Source organism: Kocuria flava (assembly GCF_001482365.1).
Lineage (GTDB): Bacteria > Actinomycetota > Actinomycetes > Actinomycetales > Micrococcaceae > Kocuria > Kocuria flava.
In genome coordinates, this window is the sequence record NZ_CP013254.1 from 3,065,354 (window position 1) to 3,083,379 (window position 18,026).

An 18,026-nucleotide genomic window follows, 5' to 3' on the forward strand; every position below is an offset into this window, starting at 1 on the left:
CCCGGGCGGCCGCCGGCTCCCCCAGGACTGCTGCCGCGCGGCGGCCGTGGGCCGGGCGGCGCTAGCGTCCGGCGCATGAGCCGCACCGCCCGTTCCCCGCGCCGCCGCTATCCGCTCTCCCTGCACCTGCGCACCGCGCTCTCCCGCCGCCGGCGCCTGGTCGCGGCGGCCCTGCTCGGCACCGCCCTGGCCCTCGCGGTGCTGCGCCTGGCCCCGCCGGACGGGCCGACCGTGCCCGTGGTGGTCGCCGTCCGCACCCTGCCCGCCGGCAGCCCCGTGACCGCGGAGGACCTGGCCGTCGCCGCCTACCCGCGCGCGCTGGCCCCGGAGGGCGCCGCGGCTGACCCGGCCGAGCTGGCCGGCCGGACGCTCGCGGGGGCGGTCGTGCCGGGGCAGCCGCTGACCGCGACCGCCGTGGTGGGACCCGGGCTCCTGGCCGGACGACCGCCGGGGGAGACCGCCGTGACCCTGCGCATCGACGACCCCGGCGCGCTGCGCCACGTGCGCGCCGGGGACCACGTCGACGTCGTGCACTCCCCCGACGCCGTGGGAGCGCACCGCGACGTCCTCGGCCGCGGGCTGCCCGTGCTCTGGGTCGCCGCCGACCCGCCGCCGGGCGACGGCGGGCTGCTGGCGGGGGACGCCGGGGCCGCCGCGGACCGGGGGCTGCTGGTGGTCGGGGCCGCCCACGAGGACGCGGTGCGCCTGGCCGGCGTCGCGGGCACCGGCCGCACGACCGCCGTGCTGGTGCCCGCGCCCGGCCCGGGCGGACCGGGCGGGACCGACGCGCTCAGTCCCAGTGCGGGGGCCGCTGGGCCCTGAGCCACTCCTCGCGGGCGTGCCCGTCCCGGTCGCGCTCCCGGTCCTCCTCGGGCACCGGCGGCGGGGCGTCCAGGCCCGCCAGCCGCGGCTCGGCACCGGCCGCGGTGCCGCCGGTCGCACGCCGCGGTCCGCGCCGGCGCCGGACCGGACCGCCGGCGCCGGGGTCCGGTGCGGCCGGTGCGCCCGCGGCGGAACCCGCCGCCTCGTCCCCGTCCGCCGGTGCGCCGGGCCCGGTTCCCCGACCGGCGAGGTCCTGCGGCTGCTGCCGGTGCCCGGCCGACGGCTCAGCCGGCACGGCGGTCCTGTCCCCCGGCATCAGGTCCCGGCCGGGCCCCGGGGCGCGGTGGCAGTCCGAGGTAGCGGCGGATCAGGTCGGCGACCGTGTCGGGGTCCGTGAAGACCTCGACGGTCCACAGCGTGAGGTGGTTCCAGCCCGTGCGCTCGAGCTGCTGCGGGCGCAGCCGTGAGCGCTCGCGCACGGACAGCTCCGTGCGGGAGCCGTCGGACTGCGCGGCGACGGGGATGCGCAGGGGCCCGGCGCCGCCCCGGCGCGCGGGCAGGGCCCCGGCGGACAGCGACTCCGTCTGCGCCCACGCCACGAGGTCCAGCTCCCCGGCCACGTCCAGGCGCACGGAGGCGCCCTGCCGCTCGAGCCGGCGGGCGAGGTCGACCACGAGGGCGTCCTCGTGGCTGCCGGCGGTCGTGCGCCCGGCGTCGTCGGCCCCGTCCCCGAGGTGGGCCGCCAGGACGCGCACGAAGTCGCGGGCGCCGTGCTGGAGGCCCTTGCTCTCGATCTCCCCGGGGTGCAGGGAGGTCACGATCCGCGTGGCGTGCCGGGCCCGGGTGACGGCGAGCACGAAGTGCCGGCGCCCGTGCTTCTCCGAGAGCTGGCCGAGGTAGGGCACCGTGCGGCCGTTGGCGGTCTTGCCGAAGCCGAGGGCGAGAATCACGGTGTCGCGCACGATCCCGGCCGCCCGGTGCAGGTCCACCACGCGGAAGGACTCGGGCCCGGGGGCGAAGAACGCGGCCGCGTCCGGCTCCTCCCGCAGCCGGCGGCGCACGCCCTCCGCGATGCGGGCGGCGTGCACCGCGCTCGGCGTCACCACGGCCAGGGACCGGTCGGGGTGGCGGGCCGCGTGCTCGAAGACGAGCTCGACGACGCGGCGCACCTCCGCCGCCGGCGCCTGGATGCCCTCGATCCCGGCGGTCAGGGCGCCGATGCCGTCGGGCACGTACTCGACGTCGAGCACGGGGGTGGTGCCCGTGAGGGACTCCCCGTGCGGCAGCCGGGTGAGCCGGCCCCCGTAGAAGTGCTCGTTGAGGTGGTCGAAGACGTGCTGGTCCATCGAGCGGTGCATCGTGCGCAGCAGCCGCCCGGGGACCACGCGGGAGAGGGCGTCGAAGGCGCTGTCGACCTCCACGACGGGCTGGGCCGAGGACCCGGCCGTGGGCGCCACGGTGAACGGCCGGGGCCGGCCCACGTGCGGGTCGCCGAACGCGATGACCTGCTCGCACCGGGTGATCGCGGGCAGCACCGCCGCCAGCGGGGAGCTCTCCGCGTCGAGCACCACCACGGCGTCGAAGGCGTGCTCCTCGGGCAGCGCCGCGGAGAGCACGAGCGGGCTGGCGGTCCACACGGGCACGAGCGCGTCCACGAGCTCCCCCGCCTCGGCGAGGACGTCCTCGAGCGGGGCGGCCCCCGCGCGCAGCATCCCGCGCAGCGCCACCACGGCCCGCGGGCCCGTGCGCACGGCCCGCCGCCAGCGCTCCGCGAGCTGCCACAGCAGCCGCCCGGCCCCGGAGGCCACGTGCGCGGCGTCGGCACGGCGGAAGGCCGACTCGAGCCGGCGCAGCGCGGGCCCGCCCTCGGCCGCGGGGAACTCGTCGCCGGAGACCATCGCCTCGAGCACCGACTGCCAGCGGGCCAGGTCGAACTCCGCCGCGACCCCGTGGCGCGGCACGCCGCGGCGCACGAGGTCGTCGATCAGCTCGCCGAGGCCCCGGCCGCGCAGCTCGTCGAGCAGGACGGTGCGCTCGGGCAGGCGCTCGAGGTTGGCCTCGTCGTTGATCAGGGCGTCGAGGACCTCCCGCAGCTCCTGGACGGGCCGTCCGAGCAGCCCGGCGCCCGCCGGCGCCCCCTCGAGGGCGATGGACAGCCCCTCGAGGTCCTCCACGAACCGGGCGTGCACGGCGGCGATCTCGTCGACCCGTTCGGAGACCGCCGGGTGGCGCCGGCCCGTGGCCCACTCCTGCCAGCGCTGCCGCTCGGACTCCACCCGCAGCAGCGCGCTGTGCAGGTCGGACAGGTGCACGCCCTGGCGGATGTACTCCTTGGCGGCCTTGCGCAGGCGGGAGCGCTGCAGGCCCGTCATCTCGATCCCCTGCTCCCGCCGCCACCCCGCCGGGGCGGTCGCGGCCACGAGGTCCGTGACCGGCCGGTCGTAGACGTCCGGGGTGAAGCGGGAGAGCGAGTCCCGGACCTCCTGCATCAGCCGCAGCTGCCGGCCCCACTCGGGCACCGTGGCCCCGGCCCGCATCCCCGAGGTCGAGAGCAGGTGGCGCATGCCGGTCTCGAGGGTGGTCAGCTCCAGCAGCAGCGACTGGGCGAGCCGGTGGGCCTGGCGGGCCTCGTCGTCGTTGACCAGCCGCGCCCCGCTCCACGGGCCCGCGAGCACCCCGGCGTCGAAGGCCCCGAGCTCGGCGGCGTGCTCGAGCCGGGCCACGGCCTCGTCCCGGTCCCGCAGGGCGTCGAGCACCGAGGGCGGGAAGCGCACCGCGGTGGCCGGGGCCGGGCGGCGGGCCGTGAGCTCGGCGAGCGCCTGCACCGCCCGGTACGGCGAGGCCTGCCACCGGGGGCGCACGGTGTGCAGCGACCTGACGTGCTCGGCGAGCCGGTCCCGGGACTCCCGCAGCGCCGCGTGCAGCTCCCCCAGCTCAGGGCGCTCGGCGCGCTCGTTGCGGGCGACCGCCCGGATCAGCTGCTCGGCGACCTCGGCCGGTGAGAGCTGCGAGGACAGCGGCAGCACGGCGGTGCCCAGCCCGAGGGCGTCGACCCGGCGGCGGAACGCGGCGAGGGTGGTGCGCCGCTCACCCAGCACGAGCACCGTGCGGCCCGCGGCGACGAGGGTCCCCACGGTGTTGACCGCGGTGTCGATCTGCCCGGTGCCCGGGGGTGCGGTGACCACGAACGAGTGGCCCTGCGCGGCCAGGTCGAGGACCTCCTGCTGCGGGCCGTCGGCGTCGACGAGCAGCAGCTCGTCCGCGGGGTCGCGCTCGTCGGGCGGCGGGGCCGTGCTGACGACCTCGCGCGCCTGCGGCATCCGCCCCACCGTGGGGTCCTTGAGCCGGGCGAGGTCGCGCACGAGGTCGGTGCGGGCCTCGACCGAGGAGTCGGCCGGGCGGTCGTGGAGGTCGGCGAAGGTCGAGACGAGCAGCCGGTGCTCGACGTGCATCCCGGGGACCGCGCCGGCGAGGGTGCGCAGGGTCTCCAGGGCGGGGGCCGGGTCCAGCCGGCGCGTGCCGTGGGCGAGGCGGGCGAGGTCCGCCCCGGCGAGGTCCACGCCGTGGTCGGCGGCCAGCCGCCGCACCATGGCGGGGTTCAGCCGGGCCCGGCCCACGATCTGCAGCTCGAAGTCCTCCAGGTCGGCCCGCCACCGCAGCGCCACGGGCGCCAGCAGCACCGGGGCGATGAAGCGGCGCTGCCCGGAGCCGGTGGGGTCCGAGCCGCGGGGCCGGGCCAGCCAGGAGGCCGTGCCGGTCGCGAGGTAGGCGGCGTCGAGGCCGTGGTGGACGGAGAGCTCGTGGACCTTCGTGCGCAGCGAGCGCGCGGCGCGGGAGGCCGCGGCGTACTGCTCGCGGTCGTGGACGATCGTGGACAGCCGGGTGGGCCGGCTCATCAGCAGCTGCGCCTGGCCCGAGGGGTTGGCCTCGGTGAGGTCGAGGCAGACGTTGTCGACCTGGTTGAAGTCCAGCAGCGTGTCGGGGCCCGTGTAGGCGTCCATCTGCCGGGTCCAGGGCTGCAGGGAGACCCGCCCGGTCGGCTCCGGGGCGGGTCCCTGCTCCCGGGCACCCCGCGGGGTGCGGTCGGAGACGATCGGCATGGTGTCCCTCCTGCGCCGCGGCCCCGCGGCCGGGCGCCGGTCGTGCACGAGGTCGAGCGGTCCGTGCGGACCGCTCGACCGGGGGTGGTGGTGCGTGGTGGGGCCCTGCGGGGCTACTCCCACTCGATGGTGCCCGGGGGCTTGGACGTGACGTCCAGGACCACCCGGTTGACCTCTTCGACCTCGTTGGTGATGCGGTTGGAGATCCGGGCCAGCAGGTCGTAGGGCAGCCGCGACCAGTCCGCGGTCATCGCGTCCTCGCTCGAGACCGGCCGCAGCACGATCGGGTGGCCGTAGGTGCGGCCGTCGCCCTGGACGCCCACGGAGCGCACGTCGGCGAGCAGGACGACCGGCATCTGCCAGACGTCCTCGTCGAGCCCGGCACGGGTGAGCTCCTCGCGGGCGATCGCGTCCGCGCGGCGCAGCACCGCGAGGCGGTCCTCGGTGACCTCGCCGATGATGCGGATGCCCAGGCCGGGGCCGGGGAAGGGCTGGCGGCCGACGATCTCCTCGGGCAGGCCGAGCTCGCGGCCCACGGCGCGGACCTCGTCCTTGAACAGGGTCCGCAGCGGCTCCACGAGCTCGAACTGCAGGTCCTCGGGCAGCCCGCCCACGTTGTGGTGGCTCTTGATGTTGGCCGCGCCCTCCCCGCCGCCGGACTCGACGACGTCGGGGTAGAGGGTGCCCTGGACGAGGAAGCGCACGGGCTCGCCCTCCTGGGCGGCGCTGCGGGCGACCTCCTCGGCGGCGGCCTCGAAGGAGCGGATGAACTCGCGGCCGATGATCTTGCGCTTCTGCTCGGGGTCCGTCACCCCCGCGAGGGCGCCGAGGAAGCGCTCCTTCTCCTCGGCCACGTGCAGCCGCACGCCGGTGGCGGCCACGAAGTCGGTCTCGACCTGCTCGGCCTCGCCCTCGCGCAGCAGCCCGTGGTCGACGAACACGCAGGTGAGCTGGTCGCCGACCGCGCGCTGGACGAGCGCGGCGGCCACGGCGGAGTCGACGCCGCCGGAGAGCCCGCAGATCACGGAGGCGGAGCCGACCTGCTCGCGGATGCGCTGGACGTGCTCCTCGATGATGTTGCCGGTGGACCAGCTGGGCTCGACCCCGGCGCCGGCGAACAGGAAGCGCTCGAGGACCTGCTGGCCGTGCACGGAGTGCTTGACCTCGGGGTGCCACTGCACGCCGTAGAGCCGGCGCTTCTCGTCGGCGAACGCCGCCACGGGGGTGGTCTCGGTAGAGGCGAGCACCTCGAAGCCGGCAGGGGCCTCGACCACGGAGTCGCCGTGGCTCATCCACACCGTCTGGGTGCCGGGCGCGCCCTCGAGGATCGAGGCGTCCACGGCCGTGGCGGTGGTCGCCCCGTACTCGCGCGCCCCGGTGTGGGCCACCGTCCCGCCGAGGGCCTGGGCCATGGCCTGGAAGCCGTAGCAGATGCCGAACACGGGCACGCCGGCCTCGAACAGGGCGGGGTCCTGCTGCGGGGCGTCCTCCGCGTACACCGAGGACGGACCGCCGGAGAGGATGATCGCGGCGGGGTTCTTCGCCAGGATCTGCTCGGTGGGCAGGGTGTGGGGGACGATCTCGGAGTAGACGTTGGCCTCGCGGACCCGGCGGGCGATCAGCTGCGCGTACTGCGCGCCGTAGTCGACCACCAGGACCGGCCGCTGCTCCAGATCGGTGCGGGTCTCAGGTGTCTCGGTCACGCCCTCCATCCTAGGGCAGGCGGCCGGGGACCGCGGACGGGCCCCGCCCGCGGTGCGGACGGGGCCCGTGGCCTCAGTAGCGCTTGGCGGCCTGGGGGTTGGCGCGCAGCTCGGCGGCCGTGGAGGCGTGGATCTTGCGCTCGACGACGAAGGACAGGAACGGCACCACGCCGCCGAGGGCCATCACCACGAGCTGCGGGAAGGGCCAGCGCATGAGCGTCCAGATCCGGAAGCAGGAGATCAGGTAGACCACGTAGAACCACCCGTGCACGATGAGGATCCACGTGGAGATGTTCACCCCGCCGGCGAGGTTCTCGACCTCGAGGTCCTGCCAGCCCAGGGGCACGGTGGCGCCGGTGAGCTTGTCGGTCCCGCCGGCGACCAGGTCGTGGCCGAGGCCGTAGCGGGTGATCATCTCCGCGACGAGCAGCAGCAGGAACGTGCCGGAGATCCAGGCGCAGACCATGTAGAACCGCAGGGCGCCGCGGATCTGCGCCTCGGTGCCGCCGAAGCGGCGGCGGGCCTGGAGCCCGGCGGCCCGGCGCGGCACGTGCCCGGGGGCGGCGGCGCGCTCGGGCGCCGCGTCCTCGGGCAGGGCCACGCGCACGCCGTCGGTGCGCTCCTTCGGCCGCGGGGTCTCGGGCGGGGTGGGCTGCGTGGGCTCGGTCATGAGGAGGCTCCGGTCCTGTCCTGGGTGCGGTCTCGTCCGTCGCGGGGCTGGTCGTCGAACCAGTAGTACTCCCCCGCGGCGGGGTCGTAGTAGTAGTAGCGCCCGGTGGCGTCGTCGTAGTGGTAGTCGCCGTCGAGGTAGTAGTACTCCTCGGGGTGCTGGGCCCGCAGGTGCTCGTCGCGCACGAAGCGCCACCAGATGTAGAGGGCGAACCCGGCGAAGACCACCCACTCGACGGCGTAGAAGAGGTTGAGCAGGTTCACGGACTCGTCCGTGGGCTGCTGGTCGATCTCGAGCCGGGACAGCTCCGGGCTCAGCAGCCGCGGGTCGGCGGCGAGCGCGCCGTCCTGGCCGACCTGGGGACCCTGCTCCGCGGGGCTCTCCGCGAAGGCGGCGACGAAGCCGGCGTGCAGGGGCCGGTCCCAGCGGTTGGTCAGCTGCGCCGGGGAGACGGTGGCCACCTGGCCCGCGGGCAGGTCCTCCCCCGGCAGCGGGCTCTCGGGGGGCAGGTAGCGGCCGACGACGGCGACGGGCCCGGAGGGCTCCTCCGGCACGGCGGCGGGGTCGGCGGTCCAGCCGCGGGCCACGGCCACGCTCAGGTCCCCGCCGGCGTCCGGCCACTGGCCGGCCGTCCCGGGCAGCGCGAGCGCGGAGACGACCCACCAGCCCTCGGCGCCGTCCTGCAGCCGGCCGGGGACCAGCACGGTCGAGTCCTGGCGGTAGCTGCCCGTGGCCGTCACGAGCTGGTCGGCCTGGCGGGCGGTGACCGGCCGGCCGGCACCGGCGGCCTCCCCGAGGGGCACCGCCAGGTCCTTGGCGGGATCGGCGACCGTGCGGGACTGCTCGCTGGACTCCAGCTGCCACTGGCTCAGCAGCACGAACCCGGCCGCGACCCCGAGCGCGACGACCAGCAGGAGCAGCGAGCGGGGGCGCAGGGCGGTCGTGAGCACCCGTCAAGGCTAGTGCGCGTTCCTGGACGTTTCCCAATCCCCGGCCCGCCGGGGCCCGGCGGGCCGGGGGCGGGCTCAGCCGCGGATGACGACCTCGGCGCGCTGGAACTCCTTGAGCTCGAGGTAGCCGGTGGTGGCCATCGACCGGCGCAGGGCCCCGACGAGGTTGGAGGTGCCGTCGACGTGGCCGGAGGGCCCGTGCAGGACCTCCTGGAGCGGGCCGACCGTCCCGACCCGGGTGCGCAGCCCGCGGGGCAGCTGGCCGTGGTGGGCCTCGGCGCCCCAGTGCCAGCCGCGCCCGGGGGCCTCCTCCGCGCGGGCCAGGGCGGTCCCCAGCATCACGGCGTCGGCGCCCATGGCCAGGGCCTTGACGATGTCCCCGGAGACCCCCACGCCGCCGTCGGCGATGACGTGGACGTAGCGCCCGCCGGACTCGTCGAGGTAGTCGCGGCGGGCGGCGGCCACGTCCGAGATGGCCGTGGCCATCGCGGCGTGGATGCCCAGGGTGGTCTGGGTGCGCAGGGACGCCCCGCCGCCGAAGCCCACGAGCACCCCGGCCGCGCCGGTGCGCATCAGGTGCAGGGCCGGGGTGTACCCGGCGGCCCCGCCGACGATGACGGGCACGTCCAGGTCGTAGATGAACTTCTTCAGGTCCAGCGGCTCCTGGGTGCGGGAGACGTGCTCGGCCGAGACCGTGGTCCCGCGGATCACGAAGACGTCCACGCCCGCGTCCAGGACCGTGCGGTAGTGCTCCACGGTGCGCTGGGGCGTGAGCGAGCCGGCGACGATCACCCCGGCCTCGCGGATCTCGGCCAGGCGCGCGGTGATCAGCTCCGGCTGGACCGGGGCCCGGTAGAGCTCCTGCATCCGCCGGGTCGCGGCCGGGTCGTCGTCCGCGGGCAGCGCGGCGATCTCCTCGAGCACCGGGCGCGGGTCCTCGTAGCGGGTCCACAGGCCCTCCAGGTCGAGCACCCCCAGCCCGCCGGCGCGGCCCAGGGCGATCGCCGTCTCCGGGGAGGTCGCCGAGTCCATGGGCGCGCCCAGGAACGGGATCTCGAAGCGGTAGGCGTCGATCTGCCACTCCGTGGAGACGTCCTGCGGGTCGCGGGTGCGCCGGGAGGGCACGAGCGCGATCTCGTCCAGGGAGTAGGTGCGGCGGGCGCGCTTGGACCGGCCGATCTCGATGTCGTAGCTCATGGTGTCCTTTCCGGGGACGGGCGGGCCCGTCCGGCGGCGCTCAGCGCTGGTAGTTGGGGGCCTCGACGGTCATCGTGATGTCGTGCGGGTGGGACTCCTTGAGCCCGGCGGGGGTGATCCGCACGAACCGGCCCTTCGTCTTGAGCTGCTCGACGCTGTGGGCGCCCACGTAGAACATCGTCTGGCGCAGGCCGCCGTCGAGCTGGTGCACCACGGCCGCGAGCGGGCCCCGGTAGGGGACCTGACCCTCGATGCCCTCGGGGATCAGCTTCTCGTCGGAGGCGACGTCGGCCTGGAAGTAGCGGTCCTTGGAGTAGGAGGTGTTCTTCCCGCGCGACTGCATGGCCCCCAGCGAGCCCATCCCGCGGTAGGCCTTGAACTGCTTGCCGTTGACGAAGATCAGCTCCCCCGGGGACTCGTCGCAGCCCGCGAGCAGCGAGCCGATCATCACCGAGTCGGCGCCGGCGACGAGGGCCTTGCCGATGTCCCCGGAGTACTGCAGCCCGCCGTCGGCGATGATGGGCACGCCCGCGGGGATCGCCGCCTGGGCCGCCTCGTTGATCGCGGTGACCTGGGGCACGCCCACGCCGGCGATGATGCGGGTGGTGCAGATCGAGCCGGGGCCGACCCCGACCTTCACGGCGTCCGCGCCGGCGTCCACGATCGCCTGCGCGCCGTGGCGGGTCGCGGCCTGCCCGCCGATGACGTCGACGTGCGCGGCCGCCGGCTCGGCCTTGAGCCGGGCGACCATGTCGAGCACGCCCTGGGAGTGGCCGTTGGCCGTGTCGATGAACAGGGCGTCGACGCCGGCCTCCACGAGCGCCATCGCGCGCTCGAAGCCGTCGCCGAAGAAGCCGACGGCGGCGCCGACGCGCAGCCGGCCCTCGTCGTCCTTGGTGGCGCGCGGGTACTGCTCGGCCTTCGTGAAGTCCTTGATGGTGATCAGCCCGGTCAGCCGGCCGTCGTCGTCGACGAGCGGGAGCTTCTCGATCTTGTTGGAGGCCAGCAGCTTGTGCGCCTCCTCCTTGTCCATGCCGACCTTGCCGGTGATCAGCGGCATCGGCGTCATGACCTCGTGCACCTTCCGCCGCGGGAAGTCGCTCTCGGGCAGGTAGCGGGTGTCGCGGTTGGTGATGATGCCCAGCAGCCGCTGGTCCTCGTCCACGACCGGCAGCCCGGAGACCTTGAAGTAGCCGCACAGCCGGTCGAGCTCGGCCAGGGTCGCGTCCGGGGAGATGGTCACCGGGTCGGTGATCATCCCGGACTCGCTGCGCTTGACGCGGTCCACGTGGGCGGCCTGGTCGGCGATGGAGAGGTTGCGGTGGATCACGCCGAGCCCGCCCTGGCGGGCCATGGCGATGGCCATGGGGGACTCGGTGACGGTGTCCATGGCCGCCGACAGCAGCGGCGCCTCGAGCGTGATCCGCCGGGACAGGCGGGTGGCCGTCGAGGCCTCGGAGGGGATGACGTCGGTGTTGCCGGGCAGCAACAGGACGTCGTCGTAGGTCAGGCCGGTGAACCCGAAGGGGTCCTCGGACAGGGCGGTGGGGACGGCATGATCCGGCACGGTGGGGCCTTTCGGGTCGAGGAGGTCCCGGCCATTCTACGGTCCGCCCGGCGGGCGGTCCCCGGGACCGGGGGTCCCTGTGGCAGGGCTCACGGCAGTCCCGGCAGCCGGACGCCGTCCTCGGCGAGGGCCGCGGCCAGGCGCTGCGCCAGCATCGGCGTAAGCGTGCGGACGTAGTCGATGCTCAGGTGGTCGTCGTCCCAGTACGTGTGCACGTTGCCGACCACGGGCCGGCAAGTGCCCTCGGGGCAGACGAGGTCCCCCATGTCCACCGTGGCGACGTGCGCCAGCTCGTCGGCCAGCGGGTCCAGGGGGTTAGGGGTGTTCACGGCGGGGTGGCCCGTCGTCGTGCACGCCGGGTCGTCGGCGCCGTTCTCCTGGGCGCAGCGCGGCGGGGAGAACTCGAAGCGCGGGGTGTCGCGCAGGCCCACGAACGTGACCCCGCGCGCGTCCAGCTCGCGCATCCGGGCCTCGGCGCCCGGGGTGAGCTCCTCCCCCGTGGTCGAGGTGCGGGTGCCCTGGCCCAGGACGAGGTCCGGGTCCACGGCGTCGATCACCGGGCCGGTGCCCTCGAGCCAGGTCGCGCAGTCCTCCGGGTAGTCCTGCTCCTCGACGGTCGAGTACAGGCACCCCGGCTGCAGGTAGGTCACGACCCGCCACCCGTTCTCGCGCGCGAGCTGCTCGACCGCCGTGGCCCAGTGGTGGACGTGGCTGTTGCCGAGGAGCAGGACGGTGGCGCTGGGGTCCTCCTGCGGGACGGTCTCCCGGCAGCGCTCCTGGTAGCGGGGCTCGACGCCCAGGTCCGCCGGGCACGGCTCGCCGGTGCCGGGGGCGCCCCAGTAGTCGGCGTCGATGACGGGGATCGTGGGGGCGTCGGGGTCGCCGCGGTACTCGAAGCCGGGGGCGAGGGCGGCGGCGCCGGGGTTGTTGCGCTCGGCCTCGGCCGCGATCTGCGCCGCCCGCCGCGCATCGGCCTGGGCCCACCCCAGCACCGGCACCGCCACCAGCCCCAGGCACACCACCACGACCACCGCCAGCCGCCGCGCCGAACGCTCCGGCCACGCCCACCGCTTCAGCGGGTTCTCCACCCACCGGGTCGCCACCACCGCCAGCACCAGCGACACCACGATCAGCACCACCCCCGACCGCGGCCCCGCCACCGGCCGGTCCCGCACCACCAGATACGTGATCAGCAGCGGCCAGTGCACCAGGTACAGCGCATACGCCGCGTCCCCCAGCCGCACCAGCGGCCCCGAGGCCAGCACCCGGTCCACCCCGAAGCGCGAGCCCGAGGACCCCGCCACGATCACCGCCGCCGCCGAGCACAGCGGCCACAGCGCGATCCACCCCGGGAACGCCCCCTGCACATCGACCAGCACCCCCACCAGCACCATCGACACCAGACCCGCCCAGCCCAGCACCACCCGCAGCCCCTTGGCCGGATTCAGGTACGGCACCGCCAGCGCCAGCAGCGACCCCAAGGCGAACTCCCACAACCGCGCCCGCGTGTCGAAATAGGTGAACGCCTGGTCCCCGGCCGTGCGCACCACCGAGAACACCAACGACCCCACGAACACCGCCCCGAAGGCCACCGCCAGCACCGGCACCGGCCGCCACCGGAACCGCCGGCACACCACCGCCGCCCCCGCGAAGATCACCGGCCACAGCAGGAACACCTGCCCCTGCACCGACAACGACCAGAAGTGCTGGAACGGCGAGGACCCCGAGTCGTCCACCGCGTAGTAGTCCACCTGCGCCACCGCCAGCGCCCAGTTCTCCACGTAGAACACCGACGCCAGCGCCTGGGAGCGCCACCGCGCCACGTCGAACTCCGGGTAGAACAGCGCCACCAGCACGAGCGTGCCCAGGATCGTGAGCACGGCCAGGGGCAGCAGCCGCTTGAACACGTGCAGCCAGTACCGCCCCAGCGCCAGCGGCCTGCCCGCCTCCAGCTTGCGCACGAAGGACAGGGTCAGGAAGAACGCCGAGATCAGCAGGAAGATGTCCACCCCGCCCGAGACCCGGTCCAGGAACACGTGGTAGACCACCACCAGCAGCACCGCCACGAACCGCAGCCCCTGCACCTCCGGACGGAACCCCGAGAAGCGGCTGGGACGGTCCGCCGGGCGCTCCTGCGCCGGGGTGCGGGCCCAGGGGGCCGGGCCGAGTGCGGTGGGCATGGGGGTACCTCCTGGGGGGACACCGCGCCGGCGTCGAGGGGGGGGATGGGCGGCGCGGAGGGGACTGGTGGAGCCTACCGGATCCGGTGGCGGTCCCCCGGGCGGCCGGTCCCACCGCACCGGTCCTGCGGTCCGGGCCCTGCCGTCCCGCCCCCGTGCGCGCCCCCGCCGGACGGGTCCCGCGGTGGGCGGGTTCAGCGCCGGAGCAGGTCCTGGGCGCCGTCGGCGGCGAGGGCCTGCTCGGTCCGCCGGGCGAACTCGGGGGCGAGGGTTTTGACGTACTCGGCGGTGAGGTGGTTGTTGTCCCAGTAGGTCCACACGTTGCCGATCACCGGCGGGCACGTGCCCCCGGGGCAGACGAGGTCGCCGAGGTCGACCGCCGAGACCCGGGCCAGCTCCGCGGCCACGGGTGCCAGGGGGCTGTCGGGGTCGAGGACCGCGTGGGTCGCGGCGCACTGCGGTGCCTGCGCCCCGTGCTCCTCCGCGCAGTGGGCGGGGACGAAGTCGAAGCGCGGGTTGTCGCGGACCCCGATCACCTGGATGCCGCGGGCGGCCAGGTCCCGGATGCGCTGCTCCGTGCCGGGGGTGAAGGTCTCCTCGTTCTCGTCGGTGCTGCGGGTGCCCTGGACGAGGACGAGGTCGGGGTCGACGGCGTCGACGGCGGGACCGGTGCCCTCGAGCCACCGGGCGCACTCGTCCGGGAAGAGCTGCTCGTCGAGGGTCGAGTAGAAGCAGTTGCCGCGGATGTAGGTGACGACCCGCCAGCCGTTGCGCTCGGCCAGGTGCTCGACGGCGGGCAGCCACTGGTGGACGTGGCTGTTGCCGACGACCAGCAGGGTCGCGGCCGGGTCCTCGGCCGGCACGGTGTCGAAGCACCACTGCTGCCACCGCTCGCCGAGGCCGATCTCCGCCGGGCAGGGGCTGCCCAGCGGCGGTTTCGGGTAGTGCTCGCCGGTGAGGACGGGGATGACGGGCGCGTCGGGGTCGCCCTGGTGTTCGAAGCCGGGGGCGAGGGCGGCGGCGCCGGGGTTGTTGCGGTCGGCCTGCGCGGTGATCTCCGCGATCCGGCGGGCCTCGGCCTGCTGGACCGCCAGCACCGGCACGGCCACCACCCCCACGCACACCAGGACCACCGCCGCCAGCCGGCGCCGCGACCGCTCGGGCCAGGCCCACCGCTTCAGCGGCTGTTCCACGAACCGGGTCGCCAGCAGCGCCAGCACCAGCGACACCGCGATCAGCACCACCCCCGACCGGGGACCGGCCATCGGCCGGTCCCGCAGCACCAGGTAGGTGATCAGCAGCGGCCAGTGCACCAGGTACAGCGCATACGCCGCGTCCCCCAGCCGCACCAGCGGCCCCGAGGCCAGCACCCGGTCCACCCCGAAGCGCGAGCCCGAGGACCCCGCCACGATCACCGCCGCCGCCGAGCACAGCGGCCACAGCGCGATCCACCCCGGGAACGCCCCCTGCACGTCCACGACCACGCCGACGGCGACCATGCTCACCAGCCCGGCCCAGCCCAGCACGACCCGCAGCCCCTTGGCCGGGTTCAGGTACGGCACCGCCAGCGCCAGCAGCGACCCCAGGGCGAACTCCCACAGCCGGGTGCGGGTGTCGAAGTAGGCGAACTCCTGGCGCACCGCGGTCTGCTGGACGGAGAAGGCCAGCGAGACCACGAACACCGCCCCGAAGGCCACCGCCAGCACCGGCACCGGCCGCCACCGGAACCGCCGGCACACCACCGCCGCCCCCGCGAAGATCACCGGCCACAGCAGGAACACCTGCCCCTGCACCGACAACGACCAGAAGTGCTGGAACGGCGAGGCGCTGGAGTGGTCGGCCGCGTAGTAGTCCACCGCACCGAGGGCCAGCGCCCAGTTCTCGGCGTAGAGCACCGAGGCCAGCGCCTCCGCGCGCCAGCGCCCCACGTCGTGGGCGGGGTAGAGCACCTCGACGAGCACCAGCGTGGCCAGGATCGTGAGCACGGCCAGGGGCAGCAGCCGCTTGAACACGTGCAGCCAGTACCGCCCCAGCGCCAGGGGCCTGCCCGCCTCCAGCTTGCGCACGAAGGACAGGGTCAGGAAGAACGCCGAGATCAGCAGGAAGATGTCCACCCCGCCCGAGACCCGGCCGAGGAAGACGTGGTAGGCCACCACCAGCAGCACCGCCACGAACCGCAGCCCCTGCACCTCCGGACGGAACCCCGAGAAGCGGGTGGGGCGGTCCTGCGCGTCGGCGGTTCCCGGGGCCTGCCGGCCGAGGCTGCTGGTCATGGGGGGCTCTCCTGGGCGCGCCGCGGTCGCGGCGGGCGGTCGTCGGGCGGATCCCCCGCACTCTACCGGAGCCGGTGACGACGACGGGCCCGCCCTCCCCCGTGCGGGGAAGGACGGGCCCGTCGTCGTCCGGGACCGCCGGCGGGGCGGTCAGTGCCGGTGCCCGTGCCCCTTCTCGTCCTCGTCGGCGGGCTTGTCCGTGACGAGGGTCTCGGTGGTCAGCACGAGCGCGGCGATGGAGGCCGCGTTCTGCAGCGCGGAGCGGGTGACCTTGACGGGGTCGATGATGCCCGCGGCGACCAGGTCGGTGTACTCGCCGGTCGCGGCGTCGTAGCCGTGCCCGGTCTCGAGCTCGGCGACGCGGGAGACGACCACGGCCCCGTCCTGCCCGGCGTTCTGCGCGATCCAGTACAGGGGCTGGCGCAGGGCGCGGCGGACGATCTTCAGCGCGGTCGCGGCGTCCCCGGTGAGGCCGAGGTCGGACTCGTCGAGGACCTTCGCGGCCTGCAGGAGCGCGGAGCCGCCGCCGGCCACGATGCCCTGCTCGAGGGCGGCGCGGGTCGAGGAGACGGCGTCCTCGATGCGGTGCTTGCGCTCCTTGGCCTCGACCTCGGTCGCGGCGCCGACCTTGATCACGGACACGCCGCCGGCGAGCTTGGCGAGGCGCTCCTGGAGCTTCTCGCGGTCCCAGTCGGAGTCCGTGCGCTCGGCCTCGGCGCGGATCGTGGCGACCCGCTCCTGGATGGCGGCCTCGGAGCCGCCGCCGTCCACGACCGTGGTGGTGTTCTTGGTCACGGTGACGCGGCGGGCGGTGCCCAGCTGCTCCAGGGTGACCTGGTCCAGGCTGATGCCCAGCTCGGCGGTGATCAGCTCGCCGCCGGTGAGCACGGCGAGGTCCTGCAGGATCGCCTTGCGGCGGTCGCCGAAGCCCGGGGCCTTCAGGGCCACGACGTCGAGGGTGCCGCGCAGCTTGTTCACCACGAGGGTGGACAGGGCCTCGCCCTCGACGTCCTCGGCGATGATCGTCAGCGGCTTCTTGGCCTGGACGACCTTCTCGAGCACGGGCATGAGCTCGGCCACGGTGGAGATCTTGCCCTGGTAGAGCAGCACGACGCCGTTCTCGAGGACGGCCTCCTGGCGCTCGGCGTCCGTGACGAACGACGGCGAGAGGTAGCCCTTGTCGAACTGCATGCCCTCGGTGACCTCGAGCTCGACCTCCGTGGTGGAGCCGTCCTCGATGGTGATGACCCCGTCCTTGCCGACGGTCTCGAAGGCGCGGGCGATGAGCTCGCCGATCGAGCGGTCCTGGGCGGAGATGGTGGCGACGTGGGCGACGCTCTCGCCCTCGACGGGCCGGGCGTTCTCGAGCAGGCGCGCGGAGACGGCCTCGACCGACTTCTCGATGCCGCGCTTGAGCGCGAGCGGCTCGGCCCCGGCGGCGACGTTGCGCAGGCCCTCGCGGACCAGGGACTGGGCGAGGACGGTCGCGGTGGTGGTGCCGTCACCGGCGACGTCGTTGGTCTTGGTGGCGACCTCCTTCGCGAGCTGCGCGCCGAGGTTCTCGTACGGGTCCTCGAGCTCGACCTCGCGGGCGATGGTCACGCCGTCGTTGGTGATCGTGGGGGCGCCCCACTTCTTGTCGAGCACGACGTTGCGCCCGCGCGGGCCGAGGGTCACCTTGACGGTGTCGGCGAGCTTGTTGACGCCGTTCTCGAGGGACTTGCGGGCGGCGTCGTCGAATGCCAGCTGCTTGGCCATGGACGGAAAGCTCCTTCGGGGATGGGCTGGACCGGGCCGCCGGGCGGGCGGCGGGTCGGAGGGGGAACCGGCGAAGGGTGCCGGCCGCGGCCCGCCGGGCGGGCGGTGCGTGCGGCGGGCACCCTTCGTCGCAGGTGTGCGGTGCGCCGGGACTACTTCTCGACGACGGCGAGCACATCGCGGGCCGGGAGCACCAGGTACTCCTCGCCGTTGTACTTCACCTCGGTCCCGCCGTACTTCGAGAAGATGACGACGTCGCCCTCCTTGACGTCGACGGGGATGCGGTTGCCGGAGTCGTCGACGCGACCCGGGCCCACGGCCAGGACCTTGCCCTCCTGGGGCTTCTCCTTGGCGGTGTCGGGGATGACGAGGCCGGACGCCGTGGTCTGCTCGGCGGCGAGCGGCTGGACGACGATGCGATCCTCGAGGGGCTTGATGGAGACCGACACGATCTCTCCTTCTCTGTAGGCGTGGAAAACGGTGGGCGACCGCGGGCGGGGCCCGCTGGGTCGTGCTTCGGGCCGGTTGGCGCACCAACCGTCGTCGCGGTGCCGATCGATCGCCTGGCCCTTAGCACCCTCACCCGGAGAGTGCTAAGGCCAACTGTAGGAGGGGGCTGGCAGACGGTCAAGGCGAGTGCCAGCGGGCTGCCGGGGGCGCCCCGGCAGGGCCGCGCACCGGCCGACGGAGCCCGCCCAATTAGGTCACGCCCGTGTTCGCCAATGATTTGCCTCACGGCGGCACGCCGGTCTAGGTTGACCACTAAGGCACGCCTAACTCGGCCGAGGACCGGTGCCCGACCCGAC

At 74.8% G+C, this 18,026-nt stretch carries 12 protein-coding genes; 1 reads left to right on the forward strand and 11 read right to left on the reverse strand.

The window, feature by feature from the left end; translation table 11 throughout:
- Positions 1-75 precede the first annotated feature (75 nt).
- Positions 76-822 carry a Flp pilus assembly protein CpaB gene (cpaB, locus tag AS188_RS13685; protein ID WP_083529469.1) on the forward strand — a complete coding sequence of 249 codons (747 nt, stop codon included), beginning with the start codon at positions 76-78 and terminating at the stop codon, positions 820-822.
- Here cpaB and AS188_RS17260 read toward each other — a convergent pair.
- The 11 genes from AS188_RS17260 to groES all read right to left on the reverse strand — a co-directional run bounded on the left by AS188_RS17260 (position 791) and on the right by groES (position 17,669).
- Entirely contained in the window at positions 791-1,117 is a 327-nt protein-coding gene (locus tag AS188_RS17260) for a hypothetical protein (RefSeq protein ID WP_058859306.1), read from the reverse strand. The genes cpaB and AS188_RS17260 overlap by 32 nt on opposite strands.
- Positions 1,107-4,922: a DEAD/DEAH box helicase family protein gene (locus AS188_RS13695; RefSeq protein WP_058859307.1), complete on the reverse strand. Its 3,816-nt coding sequence runs from the start codon at positions 4,920-4,922 to the stop codon at positions 1,107-1,109. The genes AS188_RS17260 and AS188_RS13695 overlap by 11 nt, the downstream gene beginning before the upstream one ends.
- Before the next feature lie 113 nt (positions 4,923-5,035).
- A complete protein-coding gene (gene guaA, locus AS188_RS13700; protein WP_058859308.1) occupies positions 5,036-6,634 on the reverse strand; it encodes a glutamine-hydrolyzing GMP synthase in 1,599 nt (532 codons plus the stop codon).
- A 64-nt stretch (positions 6,635-6,698) separates the two neighbouring features.
- Positions 6,699-7,295 (reverse strand): DUF3817 domain-containing protein, encoded by a 597-nt coding sequence (locus tag AS188_RS13705; RefSeq protein WP_058859309.1) that lies wholly within the window; start codon positions 7,293-7,295, stop codon positions 6,699-6,701.
- The gene (locus AS188_RS13710; RefSeq protein ID WP_058859310.1) at positions 7,292-8,245 is read right to left on the reverse strand and encodes an SURF1 family cytochrome oxidase biogenesis protein; all 954 of its coding nucleotides are present in this window, start codon (positions 8,243-8,245) and stop codon (positions 7,292-7,294) included. Before AS188_RS13710 ends, AS188_RS13705 begins: the two co-directional genes overlap by 4 nt.
- Before the next feature lie 75 nt (positions 8,246-8,320).
- Entirely contained in the window at positions 8,321-9,442 is a 1,122-nt protein-coding gene (locus AS188_RS13715; protein WP_058859311.1) for a GuaB3 family IMP dehydrogenase-related protein, read from the reverse strand.
- Between the two features lie 40 nt (positions 9,443-9,482).
- On the reverse strand, positions 9,483-11,009 hold the full coding sequence (gene guaB / locus AS188_RS13720; protein WP_058859312.1) for an IMP dehydrogenase: 1,527 nt from the start codon (positions 11,007-11,009) through the stop codon (positions 9,483-9,485).
- 89 nt (positions 11,010-11,098) lie between these two features.
- Positions 11,099-13,189, reverse strand: coding sequence for an acyltransferase family protein (locus tag AS188_RS13725; RefSeq protein ID WP_058859313.1), 2,091 nt, complete (start codon positions 13,187-13,189; stop codon positions 11,099-11,101).
- Between the two features lie 194 nt (positions 13,190-13,383).
- Positions 13,384-15,462 carry an acyltransferase family protein gene (locus AS188_RS13730; RefSeq protein ID WP_058859314.1) on the reverse strand — a complete coding sequence of 693 codons (2,079 nt, stop codon included), beginning with the start codon at positions 15,460-15,462 and terminating at the stop codon, positions 13,384-13,386.
- Positions 15,463-15,612: 150 nt separating this feature from the next.
- Positions 15,613-17,220: a chaperonin GroEL gene (gene groL / locus AS188_RS13735; RefSeq protein WP_058859315.1), complete on the reverse strand. Its 1,608-nt coding sequence runs from the start codon at positions 17,218-17,220 to the stop codon at positions 15,613-15,615.
- Between the two features lie 152 nt (positions 17,221-17,372).
- Complete coding sequence (gene groES, locus AS188_RS13740; protein WP_047801805.1) at positions 17,373-17,669, reverse strand: co-chaperone GroES; 297 nt, start codon at positions 17,667-17,669, stop codon at positions 17,373-17,375.
- Between the last annotated feature and the right edge of the window lie 357 nt (positions 17,670-18,026).